The sequence below is a fragment of the Pectobacterium jejuense genome, assembly GCF_026800125.1.
In the GTDB taxonomy this organism is placed as follows: Bacteria; Pseudomonadota; Gammaproteobacteria; order Enterobacterales; family Enterobacteriaceae; genus Pectobacterium; species Pectobacterium jejuense.
Genome location: NZ_JAPQKX010000006.1, coordinates 149,585 through 169,112 on the forward strand (window position 1 = coordinate 149,585; position 19,528 = coordinate 169,112).

At 52.2% G+C, this 19,528-nt stretch carries 17 protein-coding genes; 12 read left to right on the forward strand and 5 right to left on the reverse strand.

Features of this window, described 5'->3' with window-relative positions; all coding sequences use genetic code 11:
• Nucleotides 1-14: 14 nt before the first annotated feature.
• Entirely contained in the window at nt 15-584 is a 570-nt protein-coding gene (locus NXT09_RS12845) for a fimbrial protein (protein ID WP_268579940.1), read from the forward strand.
• 12 nt (nt 585-596) lie between these two features.
• On the opposite strand, the gene NXT09_RS12850 is transcribed toward NXT09_RS12845, so the two are convergent.
• Entirely contained in the window at nt 597-1,346 is a 750-nt protein-coding gene (locus NXT09_RS12850; RefSeq protein WP_268579941.1) for an AAA family ATPase, read from the reverse strand.
• A gap of 282 nt (nt 1,347-1,628) precedes the next feature.
• On the opposite strand from NXT09_RS12850, the gene NXT09_RS12855 reads away from it, so the two are divergent.
• Nucleotides 1,629-2,975, forward strand: coding sequence for an MFS transporter (locus NXT09_RS12855; protein WP_268579942.1), 1,347 nt, complete (start codon nt 1,629-1,631; stop codon nt 2,973-2,975).
• Complete coding sequence (locus NXT09_RS12860; protein ID WP_268579943.1) at nt 2,968-4,317, forward strand: enolase C-terminal domain-like protein; 1,350 nt, start codon at nt 2,968-2,970, stop codon at nt 4,315-4,317. The genes NXT09_RS12855 and NXT09_RS12860 overlap by 8 nt, the downstream gene beginning before the upstream one ends.
• Nucleotides 4,318-4,421: 104 nt before the next feature.
• On the opposite strand, the gene fhuE is transcribed toward NXT09_RS12860, so the two are convergent.
• From fhuE to NXT09_RS12875, 3 genes are all read right to left on the reverse strand, one after another.
• A complete protein-coding gene (fhuE, locus tag NXT09_RS12865) occupies nt 4,422-6,665 on the reverse strand; it encodes a ferric-rhodotorulic acid/ferric-coprogen receptor FhuE (protein ID WP_268579944.1) in 2,244 nt (747 codons plus the stop codon).
• 208 nt (nt 6,666-6,873) lie between these two features.
• A complete protein-coding gene (locus NXT09_RS12870) occupies nt 6,874-7,896 on the reverse strand; it encodes an AEC family transporter (protein WP_268579945.1) in 1,023 nt (340 codons plus the stop codon).
• A gap of 50 nt (nt 7,897-7,946) precedes the next feature.
• Nucleotides 7,947-8,840 carry a LysR family transcriptional regulator gene (locus NXT09_RS12875; RefSeq protein ID WP_268579946.1) on the reverse strand — a complete coding sequence of 298 codons (894 nt, stop codon included), beginning with the start codon at nt 8,838-8,840 and terminating at the stop codon, nt 7,947-7,949.
• 520 nt (nt 8,841-9,360) lie between these two features.
• Between NXT09_RS12875 and NXT09_RS12880 the strand changes: the two genes are divergently transcribed.
• The 4 genes from NXT09_RS12880 to NXT09_RS12895 all read left to right on the forward strand — a co-directional run bounded on the left by NXT09_RS12880 (nt 9,361) and on the right by NXT09_RS12895 (nt 13,874).
• On the forward strand, nt 9,361-9,774 hold the full coding sequence (locus tag NXT09_RS12880; protein ID WP_205553072.1) for a GNAT family N-acetyltransferase: 414 nt from the start codon (nt 9,361-9,363) through the stop codon (nt 9,772-9,774).
• Nucleotides 9,775-9,803: 29 nt separating this feature from the next.
• Entirely contained in the window at nt 9,804-10,493 is a 690-nt protein-coding gene (locus NXT09_RS12885) for a helix-turn-helix transcriptional regulator (RefSeq protein ID WP_205553074.1), read from the forward strand.
• A gap of 14 nt (nt 10,494-10,507) precedes the next feature.
• Nucleotides 10,508-11,824, forward strand: coding sequence for a purine-cytosine permease family protein (locus tag NXT09_RS12890; protein ID WP_205553076.1), 1,317 nt, complete (start codon nt 10,508-10,510; stop codon nt 11,822-11,824).
• A 184-nt stretch (nt 11,825-12,008) separates the two neighbouring features.
• Nucleotides 12,009-13,874, forward strand: coding sequence for an Svx/AvrXca family virulence/avirulence protein (locus NXT09_RS12895; protein ID WP_205553078.1), 1,866 nt, complete (start codon nt 12,009-12,011; stop codon nt 13,872-13,874).
• Nucleotides 13,875-13,997: 123 nt separating this feature from the next.
• On the opposite strand, the gene azuC is transcribed toward NXT09_RS12895, so the two are convergent.
• The gene (gene azuC, locus NXT09_RS22580) at nt 13,998-14,084 is read right to left on the reverse strand and encodes a stress response protein AzuC (protein ID WP_085996941.1); all 87 of its coding nucleotides are present in this window, start codon (nt 14,082-14,084) and stop codon (nt 13,998-14,000) included.
• 54 nt (nt 14,085-14,138) lie between these two features.
• Here azuC and NXT09_RS12900 point away from each other — a divergent pair, with 54 nt between their 5' ends.
• The 5 genes from NXT09_RS12900 to NXT09_RS12920 all read left to right on the forward strand — a co-directional run bounded on the left by NXT09_RS12900 (nt 14,139) and on the right by NXT09_RS12920 (nt 19,443).
• The gene (locus NXT09_RS12900; RefSeq protein WP_268579947.1) at nt 14,139-14,495 is read left to right on the forward strand and encodes a hypothetical protein; all 357 of its coding nucleotides are present in this window, start codon (nt 14,139-14,141) and stop codon (nt 14,493-14,495) included.
• Entirely contained in the window at nt 14,476-15,669 is a 1,194-nt protein-coding gene (locus NXT09_RS12905) for a multidrug efflux MFS transporter (RefSeq protein ID WP_240584629.1), read from the forward strand. Before NXT09_RS12900 ends, NXT09_RS12905 begins: the two co-directional genes overlap by 20 nt.
• Before the next feature lie 290 nt (nt 15,670-15,959).
• A complete protein-coding gene (locus NXT09_RS12910) occupies nt 15,960-16,364 on the forward strand; it encodes an ExbD/TolR family protein (RefSeq protein WP_268579948.1) in 405 nt (134 codons plus the stop codon).
• A gap of 1 nt (nt 16,365) precedes the next feature.
• Nucleotides 16,366-17,112, forward strand: a complete 747-nt coding sequence (locus NXT09_RS12915; RefSeq protein ID WP_268579949.1) for an energy transducer TonB — start codon at nt 16,366-16,368, stop codon at nt 17,110-17,112.
• A gap of 90 nt (nt 17,113-17,202) precedes the next feature.
• Nucleotides 17,203-19,443 carry a TonB-dependent receptor family protein gene (locus NXT09_RS12920; RefSeq protein ID WP_205553083.1) on the forward strand — a complete coding sequence of 747 codons (2,241 nt, stop codon included), beginning with the start codon at nt 17,203-17,205 and terminating at the stop codon, nt 19,441-19,443.
• Nucleotides 19,444-19,528: the final 85 nt, after the last annotated feature.

Consider the following 19,528-nt stretch of genomic DNA (forward strand, 5'->3'; position numbering starts at 1 on the left):
GCGAGATCGCAACGATGATCAAACACAGCAACACGGTAGTGAAATCCAGTTCGCGCGGCCCCCTGCTCGCCTTCGCACTTGGCATCATAGCGCTGCATTCAGGTACATCCTTCGCGCAGCAGATGAACGTGCTGGACGATCACGAAGTGACCTTCCACGTATTAGTCGTCAACGCCGCCTGTAATGTGAGTACGGAGAGCAAGGCGATTGTGGTGGACATGAGTGAAGTCTCTGACCGCTATTTAAAAGCCAATCGCTACGGCGACTGGCATGACTTCACGATCAACCTCACGGACTGCAATCTGGATACCTACCAAAACGTCACTATCCGCTTTTCAGGCAAAGAAGAACCGCTCTTGCCCAAGCGGCTGGCGCTGGATACGCCTTCCGGTGCCAAAGGCATCGCAGTTGGCATTTATCATGCGAACAAACTGGTCGGCATCAATAGCAGCACGGACAGCATTGTGCTGCAAAGCGGAGACAACACCATTCCCTTTTCGGCCCGCATCGAAAAGATACGCGACGATCTGATTCAGTCCGGCGATTTCATGGCAACGGCGAACTTTACGTTGAGCTATTTATAGCGAGGTTAACCCCTATTCCGCCATCAGTTCACGTAGCATGCGCTCAGGGTTATTCAGGAAAGCACGTGTGATCTGATAGTGCTCCGTGTCCTCATACGCGACCTGCTGTATTCCGTCTTCACCGAACTGAAAGATAGTGGCGTCGGGATACGCCATCAGAATCGGAGAGTGCGTCGCGATAACGAACTGCGATCCTTCACGAATGAGATCGTGCATGCGGGCGATCGCCGTTAATTGCCTGCTGGGCGACAGCGCGGCTTCCGGTTCGTCGAGCAGATAGATCCCCTCTTTACCAAAACGGTTGAGCAGCAGCGCCATGAAGGATTCGCCGTGGGATTGTTCATGCAGCGAATGGCCGCCATAGGAGTCGATCACGGGTGGATCAAAACCGGGTTCGCTATCCAGCCGTTCAATCTCCGTCGCGACGTTGAAAAAGCTCTCCGCGCGTAAGAAGAAACCGTTTTTAGGCTTCTTAATGCCTTTCGCCACCCGCAGGAAATGCGACAGTCTGGAGTGCGACGTACGGGTGCCGAAGTTGAAATTGCGGGTACCGCCTTCCGGGTTGAACCCCATCGAAACAGCGATGGCTTCCAACAGCGTGGATTTTCCCGCGCCATTTTCGCCGATAAAAAAAGTGACTTTCGGGTGCAGTTCCAGCTTATCCAGCGAGCGAATCGACGGAATAGAAAACGGGTAGACCTCGAATGAATCCACCTTTTCGTGAACCAGTGCGACTCGGCTGATGTATTGCGTTGAGATCATTCTCTGTCTTCCTGACGGGTAATGATGATGAGTGAAGAGCGTGTTTTTTCCATTACCTTAGCAAACGAATAAAAAGCGTCAATGCCTGATACTCATCCTCCGTCAGGCTGTGACCGCCGTCGCAGACGTGATATTTCCTCACTTTTTCCTAATCGCGCTGGCCGCCTTCATTTTCGCCGCCACTGTGGAGTAGCCCAACGCATGCTGGGCATCTGCACATGGTTATTCCTTTCACTCATTTTCTATAACACTTTCGTAACCTACCTACGCAGGGTGTAAAAAATGACAACGACAATAACCGAATCATCTAACCACACCAGAGAGGCGTATCTCGCCTCAGCCATTGCCAAATTCTTCAAGCGTATTATCCCGATGCTGGCCATTATGTTGATTATTAATCAGATAGATAGGTCAAATATCGGGTTTATAAAAGCAGAACTCCAGACCGATGCCGGTATCAGCGCGGCGGCATTTGGCCTTGGCGCAGGGCTTTTCTTTATTGGCTATGCGCTGTTTGAAGTCCCCAGTAACCTGATGATGAAGAAATTCGGGGCGCGAGTGTGGCTGACACGCATCATGATTACCTGGGGAGCCGTCGTGGTCGCGACCGGCTTTGTCACCAGCCCGATACAATTTTATGTCCTGCGCTTTTTGCTCGGCGTAGCCGAAGCGGGTTTCTTCCCCGGCGTGCTGTATTACTTCCGGCTCTGGGTGCCTAACGCCTGGCGTGGCCGGGCAACGGCGCTGATCCTCAGTGCCAGCGCGGGGGCGTTTCTCTTCTCCGGCCCGATTACGGGAGCCATCCTGATGATGCATGATTTCCTCGGCATTGCAGGCTGGAAATGGGTGATGTTTTTAGAAGGCGCAGGGTCGATTCTGGTCGGGATTCTGGCGGCTTTTGTGCTGGTATCCAGCCCTGATAAAGCCCGCTGGCTCAGCGCAGAAGAGAAGCAGGCGCTCGGGCAACAGCTACAGCAGGAAGAAATAGAGCGCGATGCGCAGCAGGAAAATACCGGAAAACTGCGCTTACTAACGGACCGCAGAACGCTGTTCTACTGTGCCATCTTCTTTACCATGACCATGACGGGTTACACGCTGGTGTTCTGGCTCCCGCAAATTATCCAACGCATTCAGGGATTCAGCAGTTTCGGTATCGGGTTGCTGACCGCCATCCCCTGGCTGTGTGCCATTATCGCCATCAACCTGGTTGGCAAATTCAGCGACAAACATCGCCAGCACTTACCTAAAGCGCTGGGCGTCGCCATGCTGATTGCCGCCTGCGGCACGTTTATGGCGACGATCGGATCGCCGTGGTTCGGCTTCTTCGCCATGATCGTTGCCTGCATTGGATCAAAGGTCAGCGCCACCTTCTTCTGGCCCATGCCGCAGGGCAACCTGCCTGCGTCCATCGTCGCACCGGGGATCGCGGTGATCAACTCGATCGGTAACCTCGGGGGCTTCGTCGCACCTACCGTCTTTGGCTATCTGGAATTAAAAACCGGCAGCACAACGGGCGGACTCTATTCCCTGACTGCGGTTTCCGTCGTGACCGGTCTGTTCTTATTGCTGCGTCACACACACACCACGCCGCCTAGTTCATTCAAACCTATGGAGCATCGAAATGTCTGACAGCCCTATCATTAAAAAAATGGAGGTCATTCCGGTCGCCGGATATGACAGTATGCTTTTGAATATTGGCGGTGCGCACAACTGCTACTTCACCCGAATTTTGGTGACGCTGACAGACAGCGCGGGCAATACCGGCGTAGGAGAATGTCCCTGCCATTCCAGCACGCTCGCGGTGCTCAACGGTTTTATTCCGCAGGTGGAGGGAACAACGCTGCTCAAGCTGAACACCACACTGAGCACGCTGTTTAAAAGCGATCAGCGCAATCTGAGTAGCGGACAAACCGACAACACTGCGATTCACATTCCGCAGATGAACCCGGAGAAATTTTACAATGCGGTAGCTGCGACGGAAGCCGCGCTACTGGATCTGACCGGTCAGTTCTTAAATCTTCAGGTCGCAGAATTGCTGGCCAGCGGTAAGCAGCGCGAGTCGATTCCGATTCTCGGATACCTTTTTTACATCGCCGACCGCACGAAAACCGACATAAATTACCTGCCCGGCGAAACCGGAAAACATGACTGGTTTTATCTGCGCCATCAGGCAGCGATGGACGACGCCGGCGTGATCCGTCTGGCGGAAGCCGCCAGCGATCTCTATGGCTTTAATGATTTCAAACTCAAGGGCGGCGTGCATCACGGCGAAAAAGAGGTTGAGACGGTAAAAGCGCTGCTGCGCCACTTCCCCGGCTCGCGGGTTACCGTGGATCCCAACGCCAGTTGGTCTCTGGATGAATCGATACGCTTGGGGCGGGAACTACAGGGGCAAATACCGTATCTGGAAGACCCGTGCGGCGCAGAGAACGGCTATTCTGGCCGGGAAACTCTCGCCGAATTCCGACGCGCCACCAACATTCCCGTGGCAACCAATATGATCGCTAACGACTGGCGTCAGCTTAACCATGCGCTTCAGTTGAACGCTATCGATATTCCGCTGGCCGACCCGCATTTCTGGACCATGCGCCATGCCAATACCGTGGCGCAGCTGTGCCAAGAATGGGGATTGACTACGGGCTGCCATTCCAACAACCATTTCGATATCTCACTCGCCATGGTTGCGCATCTGGGTGCGGCCGCGCCGGGCGAACGCATCACGCCGTTTGATACCCACTGGATATGGCAGGATGGACAGCAGCTCACGCATGAAGCCCCGCGAATTGAAAAAGGCCATTTGCACTTGCCGGAAGGGCCGGGATTAGGGATTACGCTGAACAGGAAACGGGTGGAGAAGGCGCACCAGCTTTATCAGTCACTACCGGATAAAAACCGTAACGACGCGCTCGGTATGCAGTTTTTAATCCCCAACTGGTCGTTTAACGCCAAACGGCCATCACTGGTTCGTTGAAAAAATCCCCCGCCGATGCTGTCGGCGGGGGATGATGTTTCACTTAAGATTCAGACATCATTAACGATCATTAGAAAGCGTTGATCGTCAGAAATCACTGATCGTCAAAAAGCATAGTTAACGGTCATCGAGACGCTGCGCGGCGTGCCATACACGGCATAAGGCGCAAGGTAGTCGCTATACTCTTTATCGAATAGGTTATTGATATTCGCCTGTACCGCCAGCTGTTTGGTCACCTGATAGCGGCCAAACAGATTAACCAGCGCGTAGCTGCCCTGCTCGGCGCGCAACGTGGTGTTTTGCGGTCCAGAGCCTTCCTGCCAGATGCCATTTTGCCAGTTCACGCCGCCGCCAACGGTCAAATCCGGCAGCGTTGGCAACTGGTAGCGGGTAAACAGCTTGAACGACGTGCGCGGCTGTTCTGGGTTAACCGACTTACCGTCTTGATCGTCAACAACATAGCGCGTACCGCCAAACGTCATTTGCCAGTTATCCGTCACGGCACCGTTAACTTCAAACTCGATACCTTTACTGACAACACCATCAACAGACTCGTAAGCCGTTTCTTGTGTCACCACATTCTTCTCAAGCGCAGTTTGAGCTACACGATCCTGCTCAATTCGGAAGACCGCAACTGAAGCCGTCAAGCGACTGTTATACCAATCCCCCTTCACACCCGCTTCATAATTTTTCCCGGTTGTAGGAGACAAATATTGATTATCTACACCTTTTTTCGTTTGTGGCTGGAAGACATCGGTATAGCTGGCATACGTTGACCAGGTATCGTTGATGTCATACACCAAGCCGACATAAGGCGTCACACGATTCTTACTGGTATTTCCTGTCGTTCCAACGATGCTCCAGTCGGTATAACGTACGCCAGCAATCAGGTGCAATGGATCCGCTAACGAGAATCGTGCTGAGGTATAGAGGGATTTTTGTCGTGTGGTTGAGTGCTCATAATCATTATTCCAGAGTCCCGGCACAAAAGTGCTACCCACCCAAGACCCCCATGTAGGATCGGCAATATTGCCATTCCAGTTGTAGAAATTGCCCATATCCGCAGGGCTTATCGTCGATTGGGTATTAGCGAATTGATTACGCTGCCGATTATAGCTACCGCCTACCACCAACTCATGCTGGCGTCCCAGTAATTCGAACGGGCCAGATGCGTAAGTATCAATCGCATCAACCTTACGGGTTCCCTTATTCCATCCGCCGTAAGCACCGACATTACCGCCGAACGGATCAACCAGTATTCCGGTATCTTTATCTGGGAACCCATTGGCATACATCAGTTTGGAGTCAAAGTCGTTTTCTGCATGCGTACCATTCATGCGTACTTGCCAGCCGTTATCAAAACGCTGGGTCAGATCGGCAAAAACCTTCTTCGATGTTTTATCCGAGTAACTCCAGTTTGGTGCGGTGTTAAAACTACGATCAAAACGAATGCGACTACCATCGCTATTCCACGTCGGCAACCCACCCCAGGTTGGGTTAGTGATGTGACTATCCTGATAATCATAGCCAATTGACAATGTGGTGGAATCAGTCACATCGGCATCAATCACACCGTAGAGGAATTTTTTGCGGTTGTGGTAACGGTCGAGCCAGGTGTCGTTATCCTGATAGCCAGCAATGACGCGTCCACGCACATTACCAGACTCCGTCAGCGGCGCAGACAGATCGGCTACCATCCGTTGTTTATCCCACGAACCGTAGCTGCCAGATACCGAGCCTTTGAACTCGCGGCTGTCCGCATGCTTGCGCACCATGTTTACCGCGGCAGAAGGGTTGCCCGTTCCGGTCATTAGCCCCGTAGCCCCGCGCACCACTTCGATACGATCGTAGATCGCCGTGTCTGAACCTGAATCACCAAAATCCCAGATTTCATTAACCACCGTCGGAATACCGTCGAACAGGTAGTTAGTGATACGGAAACCGCGAGCAAAATACGTCACACGCTCAGAGTCGATAATTTTAGAGGACACACCGGTCGTGTTCGCCATTACCTCGCCAATCGTTTGCAGGCCCTGATCTTCAATACGCTGCTGACTGAACACGCTCACCGACTGCGGAATATCACGCGGCGTCAGCGTCATCTTCGTTCCGGCATTAGTCACTTTCACGCTGTAATCCTGCGGGTCGCTGGCTTCGGCGTTAGCATTGGCGTTCGCGCTGACGACGAGCGTATCACCTGAAGCAGGGTTTTCTTCGGCAGCAGCCTGAGCGGGCAGAAAAGAGGCAGAGATCAACAGGGCGAGAAGAGAGACTCCGAATGGTTTTGCTCCGGCCAGCGAAGAATCACAAACGCGCGTTTTTCCGGCGCGAGTAACTCTAAAAGACATGGTATATCCTCGGTTAACTGATGGTGATTTTGGCGAGATGCTGAGGCGTTTTTTGTCAACATTTGCACAGAAAAGTAAATGATAACTATACGCATTATTATTGTCATTTCAATACAATGATTAATTCACTTAAAATACAAATAGATAGAAAAGAATAAATCACCATGCCGTTAACAAGACATTGTTACAAAAAGAACATACGAGGAATTTATAACAGTCCGCTCAGCCCAAGGACGGCCAGCGGCAGCGCGACGCCTGCTACCAGTGTTTGAACCGCAATGATGCCCGCCATCAATGGCGCATCACCACCCAACTGACGAGCCATGATGTAGGACGACGATGCCGTCGGCAGCGCCTGAAACAACAGTGCGGCAATCGCAGCCGAGCCAGACAGACCAAAGAGGTGGCAGGCAGCAATCGTCACCAGCGGCATCGCAATGAATTTCGCGCATGATGCCATCACAACAGGCCGCAGCCAGCTACGCGCGGCAGAGAAATCCCGCGCTGCGCCCACGCACAGCAGCCCCAGCGGCAGCGACGCCTGTCCCAATGATTTCATTACCGGTTCAATCCCCGGCGGCAAGCCTAATCCGGTAATCTGCAAAGTAATGCCGATCGCGCAGGCCACCACCAGCGGGTTCAGCACCAGCAGTCGCACGATATTCTTGAATGACGGCGTCCCGGCGTTGCCGTAGCGGGCAAAGACCAAGACACAGAGAATATTGACCGTCGGCACAATCGCCGCGTTCGCGACGGCCGCGAGCGCTACGCCGTGTGCGCCAAACAGCCCAGCGGCGGCAGACACACCAACATAGTTATTAAAACGGACACCGCCCTGAAATATCGAGGTAAACGCCGCATCATCAACGGGAAAGAAGCGGCGTACTGCGACCAGCCCGACAGAGACAGCCAGCGTCGAGCACACCAGCGTCAGGATCATCGCTGTTACCGGCACGCCATCCAGACGCGCCGTCGCCAGCCCATGCAGAAATAGTGCAGGAAGTAGAATGTAATAACCCAGCCTTTCAGCCTGTGGCCAAAATGCCGCCGTCAGAAAAGCACGCTGACGTAACCACGAGCCCAGCACGATCAGGAGCGCGATCGGCAACAGCGCCAGCAGGAGTGAGACGATCATCGGCTGACACACCACGGCGTAGAAGGTAAAAGAAAGAAGGACTGCGGGTTGGACGCCATGGTTCAGTACCTGAATTGAAGAAACTGGCACTACCATAGCGGGACTTCTGATGAGAAAAAAACGAGATTAACTCGACGTTAGCTCAATTATTTCTCATGAATGGCATCGTCACCAGACTGCGTTCGGATCGCTTCTGTCAGTGCCGTAGCGAGGCGCGTTGCCGGACGATCTTCGCGCTCCAGCAGCACAACGCGCCGCTGCTGCTGAGGCTCACCAAAGGGAATACATAGCAGATTATCCAAACGACTCACCTCACGTTCGGACAGCGGAATCACCGCCACGCCAAGCCCGCTGGTGACCATCTGCATAATCGCATCCTGACTGTCCAGCTCCATATCAGTTTGTACCCGTAGCCGCTGGCGACGCAGCTCGCGATCGATGGTTCGCCCAGCCCAAGCACGACGATCGAAACGAATGAAAGGGTGATCTTGCAGAAGCTGTCTGGCATCCAGAGACGCCAGCGCCGAGGGAGCAACGATCCAGAATCCTTCCTGATACAGCGGCGTGCTCACTAAGCCAGTTGGGTAAGGTTTTACGGGCTCGGTGGTCACGGCGGCATCCAGTTCACCGGCATCAATGCGAATTGCCAGCTCTGCCGACATCCCCGAATTCACCAGAACACGCAGACGTGGATGAGCGTGACGCAATGCGGACAGCGCGGCGGGCAAAACGCCAGCCAGCGCGGTCTGGATCGCGCCAATTCGCAGGCGTCCGGCCAACTCCCCACCCTCGCCTAACTCGGCAGCAATACCGTCATACTGCGCAAGAATGTCATGCGCCTGCTCTACCGCGCGATGTCCGGCTTCCGTGAGTACCGGGATGCGGCGTGAGCGATCGAAAAGCGACACCTTGAAGTCTTCTTCCAGGCTGCGAACATGCAGGCTAACGGCAGATTGCGTCAGACACACGGCTTCAGCCGCGCGGGCAAACGATCCATACTGAGCAATCGCGACTAACGTGCGTAACGCTTTCAACGACATGCAACCCACTCTCCGGCATATGCGTGAATAGAAAAACATGAATAGCAAAACGTGAATGGCAAAATGGCGCGCTATCAAGCATTCCGTCAGAACAATGTCACGAGAGACTGTAGCCATGCCATGATAGCTGTAACAATGTCGCTTTTTTGCATAGGTTGCAACATACGTTGGCGGAGGAGAGGAACGCCAGCGAAACAGGAGGCGTATCGCTGGCATAAACCGGGCTGAGTAATAAGTTAATTAAGAAGAAAAATAGAGGAGTAACTTACTCATAAAAAACATATTTTTCGACAGAAGATACATTCTTATTATAAATTACCTGGTATTTCCCCTGGTGAGGCAAATACGTGCTTACTTTCTGATTACCATCAATACATATCAGATTATGTTTCTTATCATAGAACAATATAGCGACCGAAAAACGAGTGAAATTCACTCTTGCCTAAATGTTTTTTATATGATAAAGAAATATTCATATTGGAAGTATAATTTAGCGTGCTAATAATGAGGTTTTATTGTAATGAATCTAAATATTACTAACACACCAGATTCAGATGAAGAAGAATTTGTAATAGCAAGCCTTTGGAAACACAATGAACAGTACGAAACTGTTGATATTTCCCCTCTATTCTTAAATTTCAAAGACGATGAAAATAATATTATCGCAGGGTTAATCTCCAGAACCTGGTGGGGTGCATTAGAAGTTCAATATCTTTGGGTGAGTGAGAAATATCGTAAAAGTGGGCTTGGGCGTCAACTTATGCAAACCGCTGAAAAAGAAGCATTAAAACGTGGTTGTCATCTGACTTACGTAGATACATTCGGATTCCAGGCTAAGGGGTTTTACGAAAAGTTGGGCTACAAAGAGTATGGAAACCTACCGGGATATGCGTACAAGCATACTCGTCATTACTTAGCTAAATTGATCCGCTGAATTAATCCCAACCTATTAAGGAGGGCAGGATGCCATCATCACAAACAAACATGACTGATTATATTCGTAATCTGATTATTATGATGGAATGTTTAAATGAACCATGGGGTATTAAAGATTTATCATCACGCCATGTTTACATGAATAAAGCCGCTTACCTTTATACCAATACGCCAATGCGCTTTGATATTGAAGGACGACTAGATGATGAATTTCCTGCCAGTTGGACGGAGCTTTCTGACGATTTAAAAGAACACGACAGGCTGACAGAAAATAGTGAGAAAAGAGTCACTGTTATTGAAACACACTATTGGTATGGAAAGAAAACGCTGACCCCCTTCGTCAGCGAAAAGATCCCCATCTTTGATGAAAATAAGCTTTGCATCGGTACAATGTGGAACGCCAGGCCTCTAGATACGAGGTCTCCACTCATCTATATAGATCAAAAAAAGCCGACCACGTTACAAACTGAATTAACGACAAATATTTTTACCAAGTCAGAGTTGGATATTATCTTCCTGATATTACAACGTTTATCAAATAAAGAAATAGCAAGGAAAATGAATATATCACCAAAAACAATAGAAAACAGAATATATAATATGTATCAAAAGGCAGAGGCACATTCATTACCTCAATTTGAGGAATTTTGTCGCCATCTTGGGATCGATGGTTATATTCCTAACTCTCTCATCGAGAAAGGCATTCAATTTATATAAGAGAACCTATCTACATGGAAAAAATAGATGACTACCCGGTCAGCCGCGTTCCGCTGAGTGTCCGGCTGCCTTTTTTAAATGTGGCATTAGTGCACATCGGCATGTTAACCGCGCTAGACCAGTTTATGTTAGGCGCGGTGCTCGGCCATTCCATGACGCTAAGTCAGGCATTTCTCGCCATCTTTATTGGCAGCGTCATTTTTGGTGTAGTAACCGTAGGGCTAGGCTATGCGGGAATGAAAGAAGGGATGTCGGGCAGCCTGCTCGCACGCTGGTGCGGCTTTGGCCGTATTGGTTCCGTCCTGATTGGGCTGGTGATCGCCGTTAGCCTCATCGGTTGGTTCGGCGTCCAGAACGCTGTATTCGCCAAAGCACTTAACTTTGCGATGGCGGATAAGCTCGGCTTTGGCTGGTCTGCCGCGCTGTCCGGCATTGCGCTGACGCTGCTGGTTGCCTTTGGTTTCAGGGCATTACGCTTCACGGCCAAAATTGCCGTGCCGATGTTTGTTATCGTCGTCGGCTATATCTCGATCATGACGCTCTCCGGCCACAATATTGCTGAACTGATTGCTTCCGCGCCTAACGGTGAAGCCATTTCCATTAGCGCTGGCGCAACAATGGTGGTGGGCGGCTGTATCGTCGCAAGCTTAATTACTCCAGACATGACGCGCTATTCCCAAAAAGGAAAGCACGTTTTCTGGATGACGATGCTGTCGATTATCGTCGGGGAATTTATCGTGAATGGCCTCGCCATCATTATTGCCCGTGCGCTCAATACCGCAGACGTCGTAACAATCATGTCTCAGGCGGCTGGCGGCATCGGGCTGATTGCCGTGATATTTTCGACACTGCGTGTAAATGATATCAACCTCTATTCCTCCTCTTTGGGAATCGCCAATGCCATAGAAGGCGTCACGGGGAAGAAATTACGCTATGTCTCCATCACACTGGTGATTGGGCTCATCGGCACACTGCTTTCCGTTGCCGGTATTCTGGACCGTTTTATTGATTTCCTGACGCTACTGGGCGTGCTGTTCCCACCGATTATCGGAGTGATGCTGGTCGATTATTATATTTTGCGCACCCACAAAGTATTGCTCGACACCAGTCGTGCCGAAGGCCAATTACCCGACAGTGCTCAAACGCCGCTGATTGGCTGGCCCGCTATTATTGCCAGCATTGCCGGGGCCTTCGTCGGATTAGCCTTTGAGTGGGGCGTACCAGCATTTAATTCGTTACTGGCCGCCAGCCTGCTTTATTGGATAATAAAGCATTACACCAATAATTATGTTTATTTTAAGAAACTCGAGCATAACCAAAATTTAAAATGAAATAGGTAACAAGATAAATTTAACCTATAATCCACTCGGCCTATTCCTACAGAGGCCGATATGTTTTTTACTTAAGCAAAATAGGCCACGATGGCCTTGGGATGGGGCCTTATCTATCAACGAGAAATTCTCCCTCGTGAAATAATAAGGCTGATTAGCAATATTCATGCTAGGAAAAGGATTTATGCCAAAAATAAAAACACTTCTCACGCCACTAAACTGTCTACTCGTTTTAAGTGGCGCATTGATGGTCAATACGGCAAACGCCGCTGAGGCTTGTGTCGCGGGAAACTGGCAGGTGGATAATTCCATCACCGATATGCCTTCCGTGAAATACCAGACTGAGCACTTTGCCTTCCGCTGGAATAATAACGACGTTAACCGTAATGATGCCGTTGCCGCAGGGCAAAAGCTGGAACAAATTTGGGATAAATTTATTAACCAAATTGAGTTCCCCGAGCCTTATTGCAAACAGACCGTGAAATATAAAGCCAATATTCACATCGACCCGACCTTTGGGCTCAGCGGGGGTATTGCGGGCGGTGGCAGTATGGGGATGTGGATCGGCCCTGCGTCACTCAAGGATAACTGGGGGCTAGCGCACGAATTTACCCATGCGCTGCAAGGGCAAACCGGCGGTTTCCAGAGTTCAGGCGATAACTACGTTGGCTGGATTTGGGAATCCCACGCGAACTGGATGACGCACCAGATGGATGAATTCCGCGGTACGTCGGCACACTGTTCGGAAATGCAGGTCAACTATTCGCATATTTATCTGGGTTCAACGCGTAACCGTTACTGCAACTGGCAGTTTATGGAATACCTGAAGAATCGCTTTGGCTATAGCGCCATCAACGATATGTGGGCAAAAGCGCCGAAATGGGGCGAAAGCGGCCAGTCTACTGCCGATCCGCTGTCCATTCTGCGTACCAACATGGGCTGGAGCCAGTCTGAATTCAACGACGTCTTCGGCGACTGGGCGATGCATAACGTCAACTGGGATTACGTCGATCCAGACGGCTTCGATCGTGGCCGCTTCTATCGTTCAACCTACGGCGGCTATGGTGCGGTACAACCCAACCAGAATAACGCCGACCGTCTGCTGAGAACCACGGCGCTTGAGCCGGTTGTGGGCGCCAGCGCCAGCCTCCGTCGATTCTCCGTACCGTTCGATCAGGCTCCACAGCAGTTGGGCTACAACATCGTTCGGCTGATCCCGGAAAGCGGCGCGACGAAGATCACCGTCAAATTCCGCGGCATGGTGCAGAGTAAATCTGCCATTACCCGCTTCCCAGGGCTGAAGAACGATCCGGCAACCATGCCGCAGCCTAATTCCGATTGGCGTTGGGGGATTGTCGCAGTCGGTTCGGACGGCGTTTCTCGCTACAGTGAATTGCAGCGCGGCGCGTCTGCCACGGTGAAAAACTTCACGATTCGTCAGGACGATCGCGGCATTTACATGGTGGTCATGGGTACACCGTCGCAAATGCAGAAGATCAAGTGGGATCAGGCTTACTACTCCCTTTACCGCTATCCGTGGATGGCTGATTTCACCGGCGTCTGGCCGGAAGGCAGCCAGCCTGGCGCACCGAATCCAACCGCTAACGGTTCTCGTCACGCCAACGGCGGCGGCTGGGTATCCAACGCAGCCAATGTCGCTCCTACCGCGTACGTCGGGCCTTACGCTCGCGTCATCGGCGGGACGGTGAGGGATAACGCCAGAATTGAAGATCGTGCAACGATTCTGAGCGGGACAGTGGAAGGACGCGCCGTTGTCGGCGGCCTGACGGTGATGCAGGGCAATACCATCGTGCGTGATAACGCGCGGCTGCATACGGTCTTCATGGGGCCAGGTGCGTTTGAGCGCGGCATTGTGCTGTCAGGCAATGCGCAGATGCGTGGAGATGCGGAAATTCGCGGCGCTTCCGCGTCGCAGGGCGTATTCTATGGCTTTATTGATGAAAATGAAGTCAGAAGCAGTGCTGCCGGTGCTTACCTGACCGAAGCCGTGCCAGAAGTGACGGCCGTTCCGGTCTACAGCACGAAGTAATCTCACCACAAAAAAGGGACCGGCTCAGCACCACGTTACGTTGACTCTCAAAATAAGTCGGCTCCATAACAAAACAGGCCGCCATATTGGCGGCCTGTTTCATGCGATGCATAGCACAGATTCTTAGAACAGTGCGCCGGGCGGCACGTCTTTATAAGTATTTAGGTAAGCCGCCAGCATTTTTTTAAAGAAGTTACGCACTTTTTTCACCTTGGTTTGACTTAATTCGTTATTTTAATGACGCGATGGAATGACTTTTTAGCGATGACTTGTCTTAATGGCAGTGCCCCGCTTTATGGTGATGAATTGTACACCCTTGCTGAGCAAAAGCCCATTTTTTGTGATGTAAGTCACACAATAAAATTCACCAGTCCTCTCCCCCAATCCCCCTCAACCCACGCTGATTTTCTTTTGTTGCGAATCATTACCATCAGTGACCAATATGCCGTTGGCTATGCTATGCTCATGATGAAAGACGAAATTTTAGTCACTGTCCGTTATCAATTGAGCGCCATTCACTGTCGGTTAGCACACTTTTTCACGCGCAGTCACCACGGTTTCGCCATTGGTTATTCGCTGATGAAGGCCCATTCCTACCCCCATGGAAACCTGGAAACTTAACCTCTTCTCTGCCTGGCTGGGATGTTTTTTCACCGGGCTGGCCATGAGCCAGATATTACCCTTCTTGCCGCTGTACATTGAGCAGCTTGGCGTTCACTCGCACGAGTCGCTGAGCCTGTGGTCCGGTTTGATCTTCAGTTCGTCTTTTCTCATCTCAGCCGCCGTTGCGCCGTTGTGGGGAAGCCTCGCCGACCGCAAAGGGCGAAAGCTCATGCTGCTGCGCGCCGCACTCGGTATGGCAATCGTGATGTCATTGCAAGGGTTGGCAACCAATGTGTGGCAGCTGTTCATCCTGCGCTCGCTCATGGGGCTGACCTCTGGGTACATTCCCAACGCGATGGCGCTGATCGCCTCACAGGTTCCGCGTGAGAAAAGTGGCTGGGCGCTGGGCATGCTATCAACCGGGCAGATCGCTGGCGTCATTCTCGGCCCCTTATTCGGCGGCTTTATGGCCGACTATATCGGGCTACGCATCGTCTTTTTCATCACCGGTGGCATGCTGTTTACCAGTTTCCTGATTACGCTTTTCGCGATTAAAGAGAGCGTGGTTAAAGTCACCAAAGAGAATCGGCTCAGCGGAAAAGCCGTCTTCGCGTCGCTGCCGTATCCGGCGCTCATCATCTGCCTGTTCATTACGACAATGATGATCCAGATGGCGAACGGTTCCATCAGTCCCATCCTGACGCTGTTCATTCGCGATCTGGCTCCCGGCACCGACAATATTGCCTTTATCAGCGGCGTGATTGCCGCGATTCCCGGCGTCTCTGCCCTGCTATCCGCCCCGCGACTTGGCCGTTTAGGCGACCGGATCGGCGCACATCGCGTCCTGATCGCCGCACTGGCGATCAGCGTGCTGCTGTTTCTGGTCATGGCGATGGTACAAAGCCCTACACAGCTCGGCATCCTGCGCTTTCTGCTGGGCTTTGCCGATGGCGCACTGATGCCAACCGTGCAGGCGCTGTTAGTCAAATACAGCAGCCAGCAGGTAACAGGCCGCATCTTCGGCTATAACCAGTCATTCATGTATCTGGGCAACGTCCTGGGGCCACTGGTGGGTTCCGGTGTGTCCGCCCTGATGGGCTTCCGCTGGGTGTTCGTCATCACCGCCGTTCTGGTGCTGTGCAATACGCTGCAACTCTTTTTCGCTTTCAGGAAACCGCGCGGAAAGGGATAACGATCCGGCCAGCGACTCTGCTGGCCATTCATTTCTCTCGATGAGCCCCCACCCTATGCACCTCTCCCTTTCTCAGGGGATTCACCCCTTTGTTATAAATGATGTAAAAACATCAAAAAAACTTATTTTTTGACAAAAAATTACCACCTACGCGTATCAATATGAAAAATTAATCACATAAATGTAAAAAAACTTAAACAAACCCTACCTATATTGGCTGCTTTGTTTCGGCGCCACGCGAATTGCCCTGTTCAGAAATTCAGACATTCGCGCTTGTAGGGAAGTAAGTAATGAGAAACTGGAACGAACCAAAGAAGCAAAAAGCCCACATCGATTTGGTTCCCATGATCGATGTGATGATGTTCCTGCTGGTCTTTTTTGTACTGATCAGCATGAACGTCATTCCTGCGCTAGGCCTGAAAACGCAGCTCCCCGCCGCAGGCAGCGCACAACAACTTAAGCCCCAGAAAAAAGCGATCATCACGCTTGGCGCACAGGATCATCTTGAGCTGGACGGACAGCCGATAGCACTGAGCGATCTCGTTACGACGCTGCAACAGCAGCAGCAAGACCAGCAAACCACCATCATTATCAACAGCGATAAAAGCGTCGAGGTTGAGCGTCTGGTAGCCGTCATGGATACCCTGCGTCAGGGTGGGTTCTCGTCCATTTCTATCGCTACCCGGAAATTGTGACATGTATCTGCTCTATCGCTCACGCCACGCCATCAGTTGGTTGCCGCTGCCGGTCTTTGCTACCTGCCTGTTCTTCGCCAGCCAACAGCCGCCGCTGAAAGTTCAGCAGCAATACGACGAAACGGTCATGGCGCTCACGCTGGCTGAGCCGGAACCGATTCCCCAGCCCGAACCGGTCCCTGAGCCAGAGCCAGAACCGGTGCCACAACCGGAACCCGAGCCTGAGCCGATTCCGGTTAATGAGCCCGATCCGATCATAGAAGCCCCACCAGTTACGCCGCCGAAACCGGAAGTGAAGCCAAAGCCGAAACCAGAGGTTAAGCCCAAGACGGAAGCCAAACCTAAACCGGTGCCCACGCCAGCCAAGCCGACTACGCCACGCCCAGAAGCCCCGGCCAAGCGCCCGGCACCGGCTTCCTCTTCCGCGCCGTCGGTGAATGTCGCTGCGCTGGAAAATAGCTATGCGCAGGCGCTGCGTGCGCAGCTTGAACAAACCAAACGCTACCCGACCGGACGTCAGGCGTCACTCGAACGTCCCGAAGGTCGCGTTGAAGTCTGGCTGGAGGTCGATCGCACAGGACGCGTCATCGATTCTGGAATCAGCAACAAAGCACGCAGCATGCTGCTGAACCGGGCGGCGCAAGCCAGCTTACAGAGCATCAAACAGGTTCGAGCCTTCCCCGCCGACGCCTTTGCAGGACAAAACACAAAACGTTTTTTAGCCACGTTCGATTATCAGGCGCAGTAGTGTTCATCGCCTGAGTAAGAGAGTGAATCAGCAAGAATAACGTCAACAACATGTTGATTAATAAACCACTGATAATACTGGGATTGTTAAATGAAACCGTTCAAACTTTCTGGGGTATGTTTGTCCGTCGTCGGCGCATTACTGGCAGGCTCCGCGCTGGCGGAAGAAGCGACAAATGTCGGCACGATCAACGTACAGGGACAACCGCTCGGCGCAGGATTAATGGTTCAGGAAGACAGCGCAAAATCGCGCTCAACCGTGACAAAAGACGCGCTGGATAAGATGCCCGCAGCAGGCAACGCCATTGATAAACTGAAATACACCGCAGGTCTGAACGTCAGCAGCAACGACGCCAGCGGCTTAAGCGGCGTCAGCTATACCATGCGCGGCATGAGTGCAGATCAGGTCGGCCTGTCATCGGACGGCATTCCCGTCAATGACTCCGGTGACTACGCCGTGTACCCGAACGGCATGGGCGACCCGGAAAACCTGGAGCAGATCTTCGTTACCCAAGGTTCGTCAGAAATGGACGGCCCGCATATCGGGGCCAGCGGCGGTAACATCGGGCTGGTTTCCCACCGTCCGGCGAAAGAATTTGGCGGCTTCGTTAAGCAAACATTCGGCAGCAACAACCTCAGCAAGACCTTCGCACGTCTGGAAACCGGTCAACACAACGGCTTCAGCAGTTGGCTCTCCTACTCGTATACCGATTCCGACAAATGGCGCGGCGCAGGCTATTCCCGTGCCGATAAAGTCGAATGGAACGGCCTGTATGAACATGAAAACGGCCACAGCAGCAGCCTGATTGTGAAATACAATCAGCAAGATACCATCAACTACTCGACGCTGAGCAAACGGCAGTTCGAGCAAAACGGGCGTAAGATGGATTACGCCACAACGCCGGTGTACAACAGCCGTGGGCAAATTTCCCAATACTACAAACTCAACCGCAATAACTTTGAAACGCTGAATGTCACGTTCACGCAGAAGTTGCAGTTGCGCGATAACATGGCGCTGACGTTACAGCCCTACTATTTCTCGACGAACGGCGGCAGCTTCGGCAGCGGGAGCGCCAGCGTGTTGTCCGCGACGTCAGACCGCGCGGGTAACTACGATCTCAGCAACCTGACCTCTAACACCTACTACCGCCCATCGTGGACGGAAACCTGGCGGCCGGGTATCACCACCAAGCTGAAGTGGGATATTAGCGACGAGCACAGTCTGGATATCGGCTACTGGTTCGAGCGTGCCCGCCAGCGTCAAACGCAGCCGTTCATTCCTATTAAGAGCGACGGCACTCCAGCTAACATTTCTGGCAAACCCGGCGATGCGGATCAGATCACCGATGCGAACGGGAAAGTGGTTCAAGGCCGTAACCAGTTTACCGTCACGCCTGCCCATAAAATCTGGATTCAGGACACCTGGTTCTTCTCCCCTGAATGGACGTTCACCGGCGGTCTGGCCTATCAGCACGTAGAACGTGACGGGACTAATCTCGGCAGCTTGTATAACGTCGCAGAGAAAAAGAACAAGAAGTACCACGAATTCCTGCCCAGCTTTAACGCGGCCTACCGCATCAATACCGAAAATCAGGTGTTCTATAACATCACGCGCAACATGCGTACCCCGCCCAACTACGTCTTGTATAACGTTGGCGATTCCATCAATACCAAACCTGAGCTGAGCTGGAACCAGGAACTGGGCTGGCGCTTCCAGAATGAGGACATGCTGCTGAGCGCCTCGCTGTTCCTTATCCAGTTTACCGACCGTCAGATCTCCAGCCGTAACGCCGATGGCGATTACGAAATGATCAACGCCGGGAAAGTGGAAAACAAAGGACTGGAACTGGAGTGGAGCGGCAAGCTGCCACATAACTTCAACTACTTCGCCGCTTATACCTATACCGACACCGAGCAGAAAAACAATCTCGCCACCGGTGGCAGTCAGCTCCCCACTACGGGCAAGCAGGTCGCCAACGCGCCGAAAAATATGCTCAACCTCGGGCTGGGCTATGACGATGGCCTCTACTATGCCGGCGTGAACAGCCGCTACGTCGGGTCGTTCTACGGCGACATGACCAATGACGAGAAGATCGGTGGACGTACCGTTTTCGATCTCAGCGCTGGCGTCTATCTGCCAGTGGATAAGAAGATCGTGAAAAGCGCCACCTTACGCTTTGGCGTCAACAACCTGTTCGACAAAGAGTATCTCGACTCTGCACGTTCAGTGAGCTTCAACTCACGATCGTATAACGGCGTATCGGCAGGCACACCGTTTTACAACGTGGGGGAAGAGCGCACCTTCAGCGCTTCACTGGAAGCCACGTTCTAATCCAATAACGTAGTACGCCAGCGCGGTTTCCCGCGCTGGCACTCATCACAAACAATGCCCAACAAGGCAATAGAAGGATCAGGCC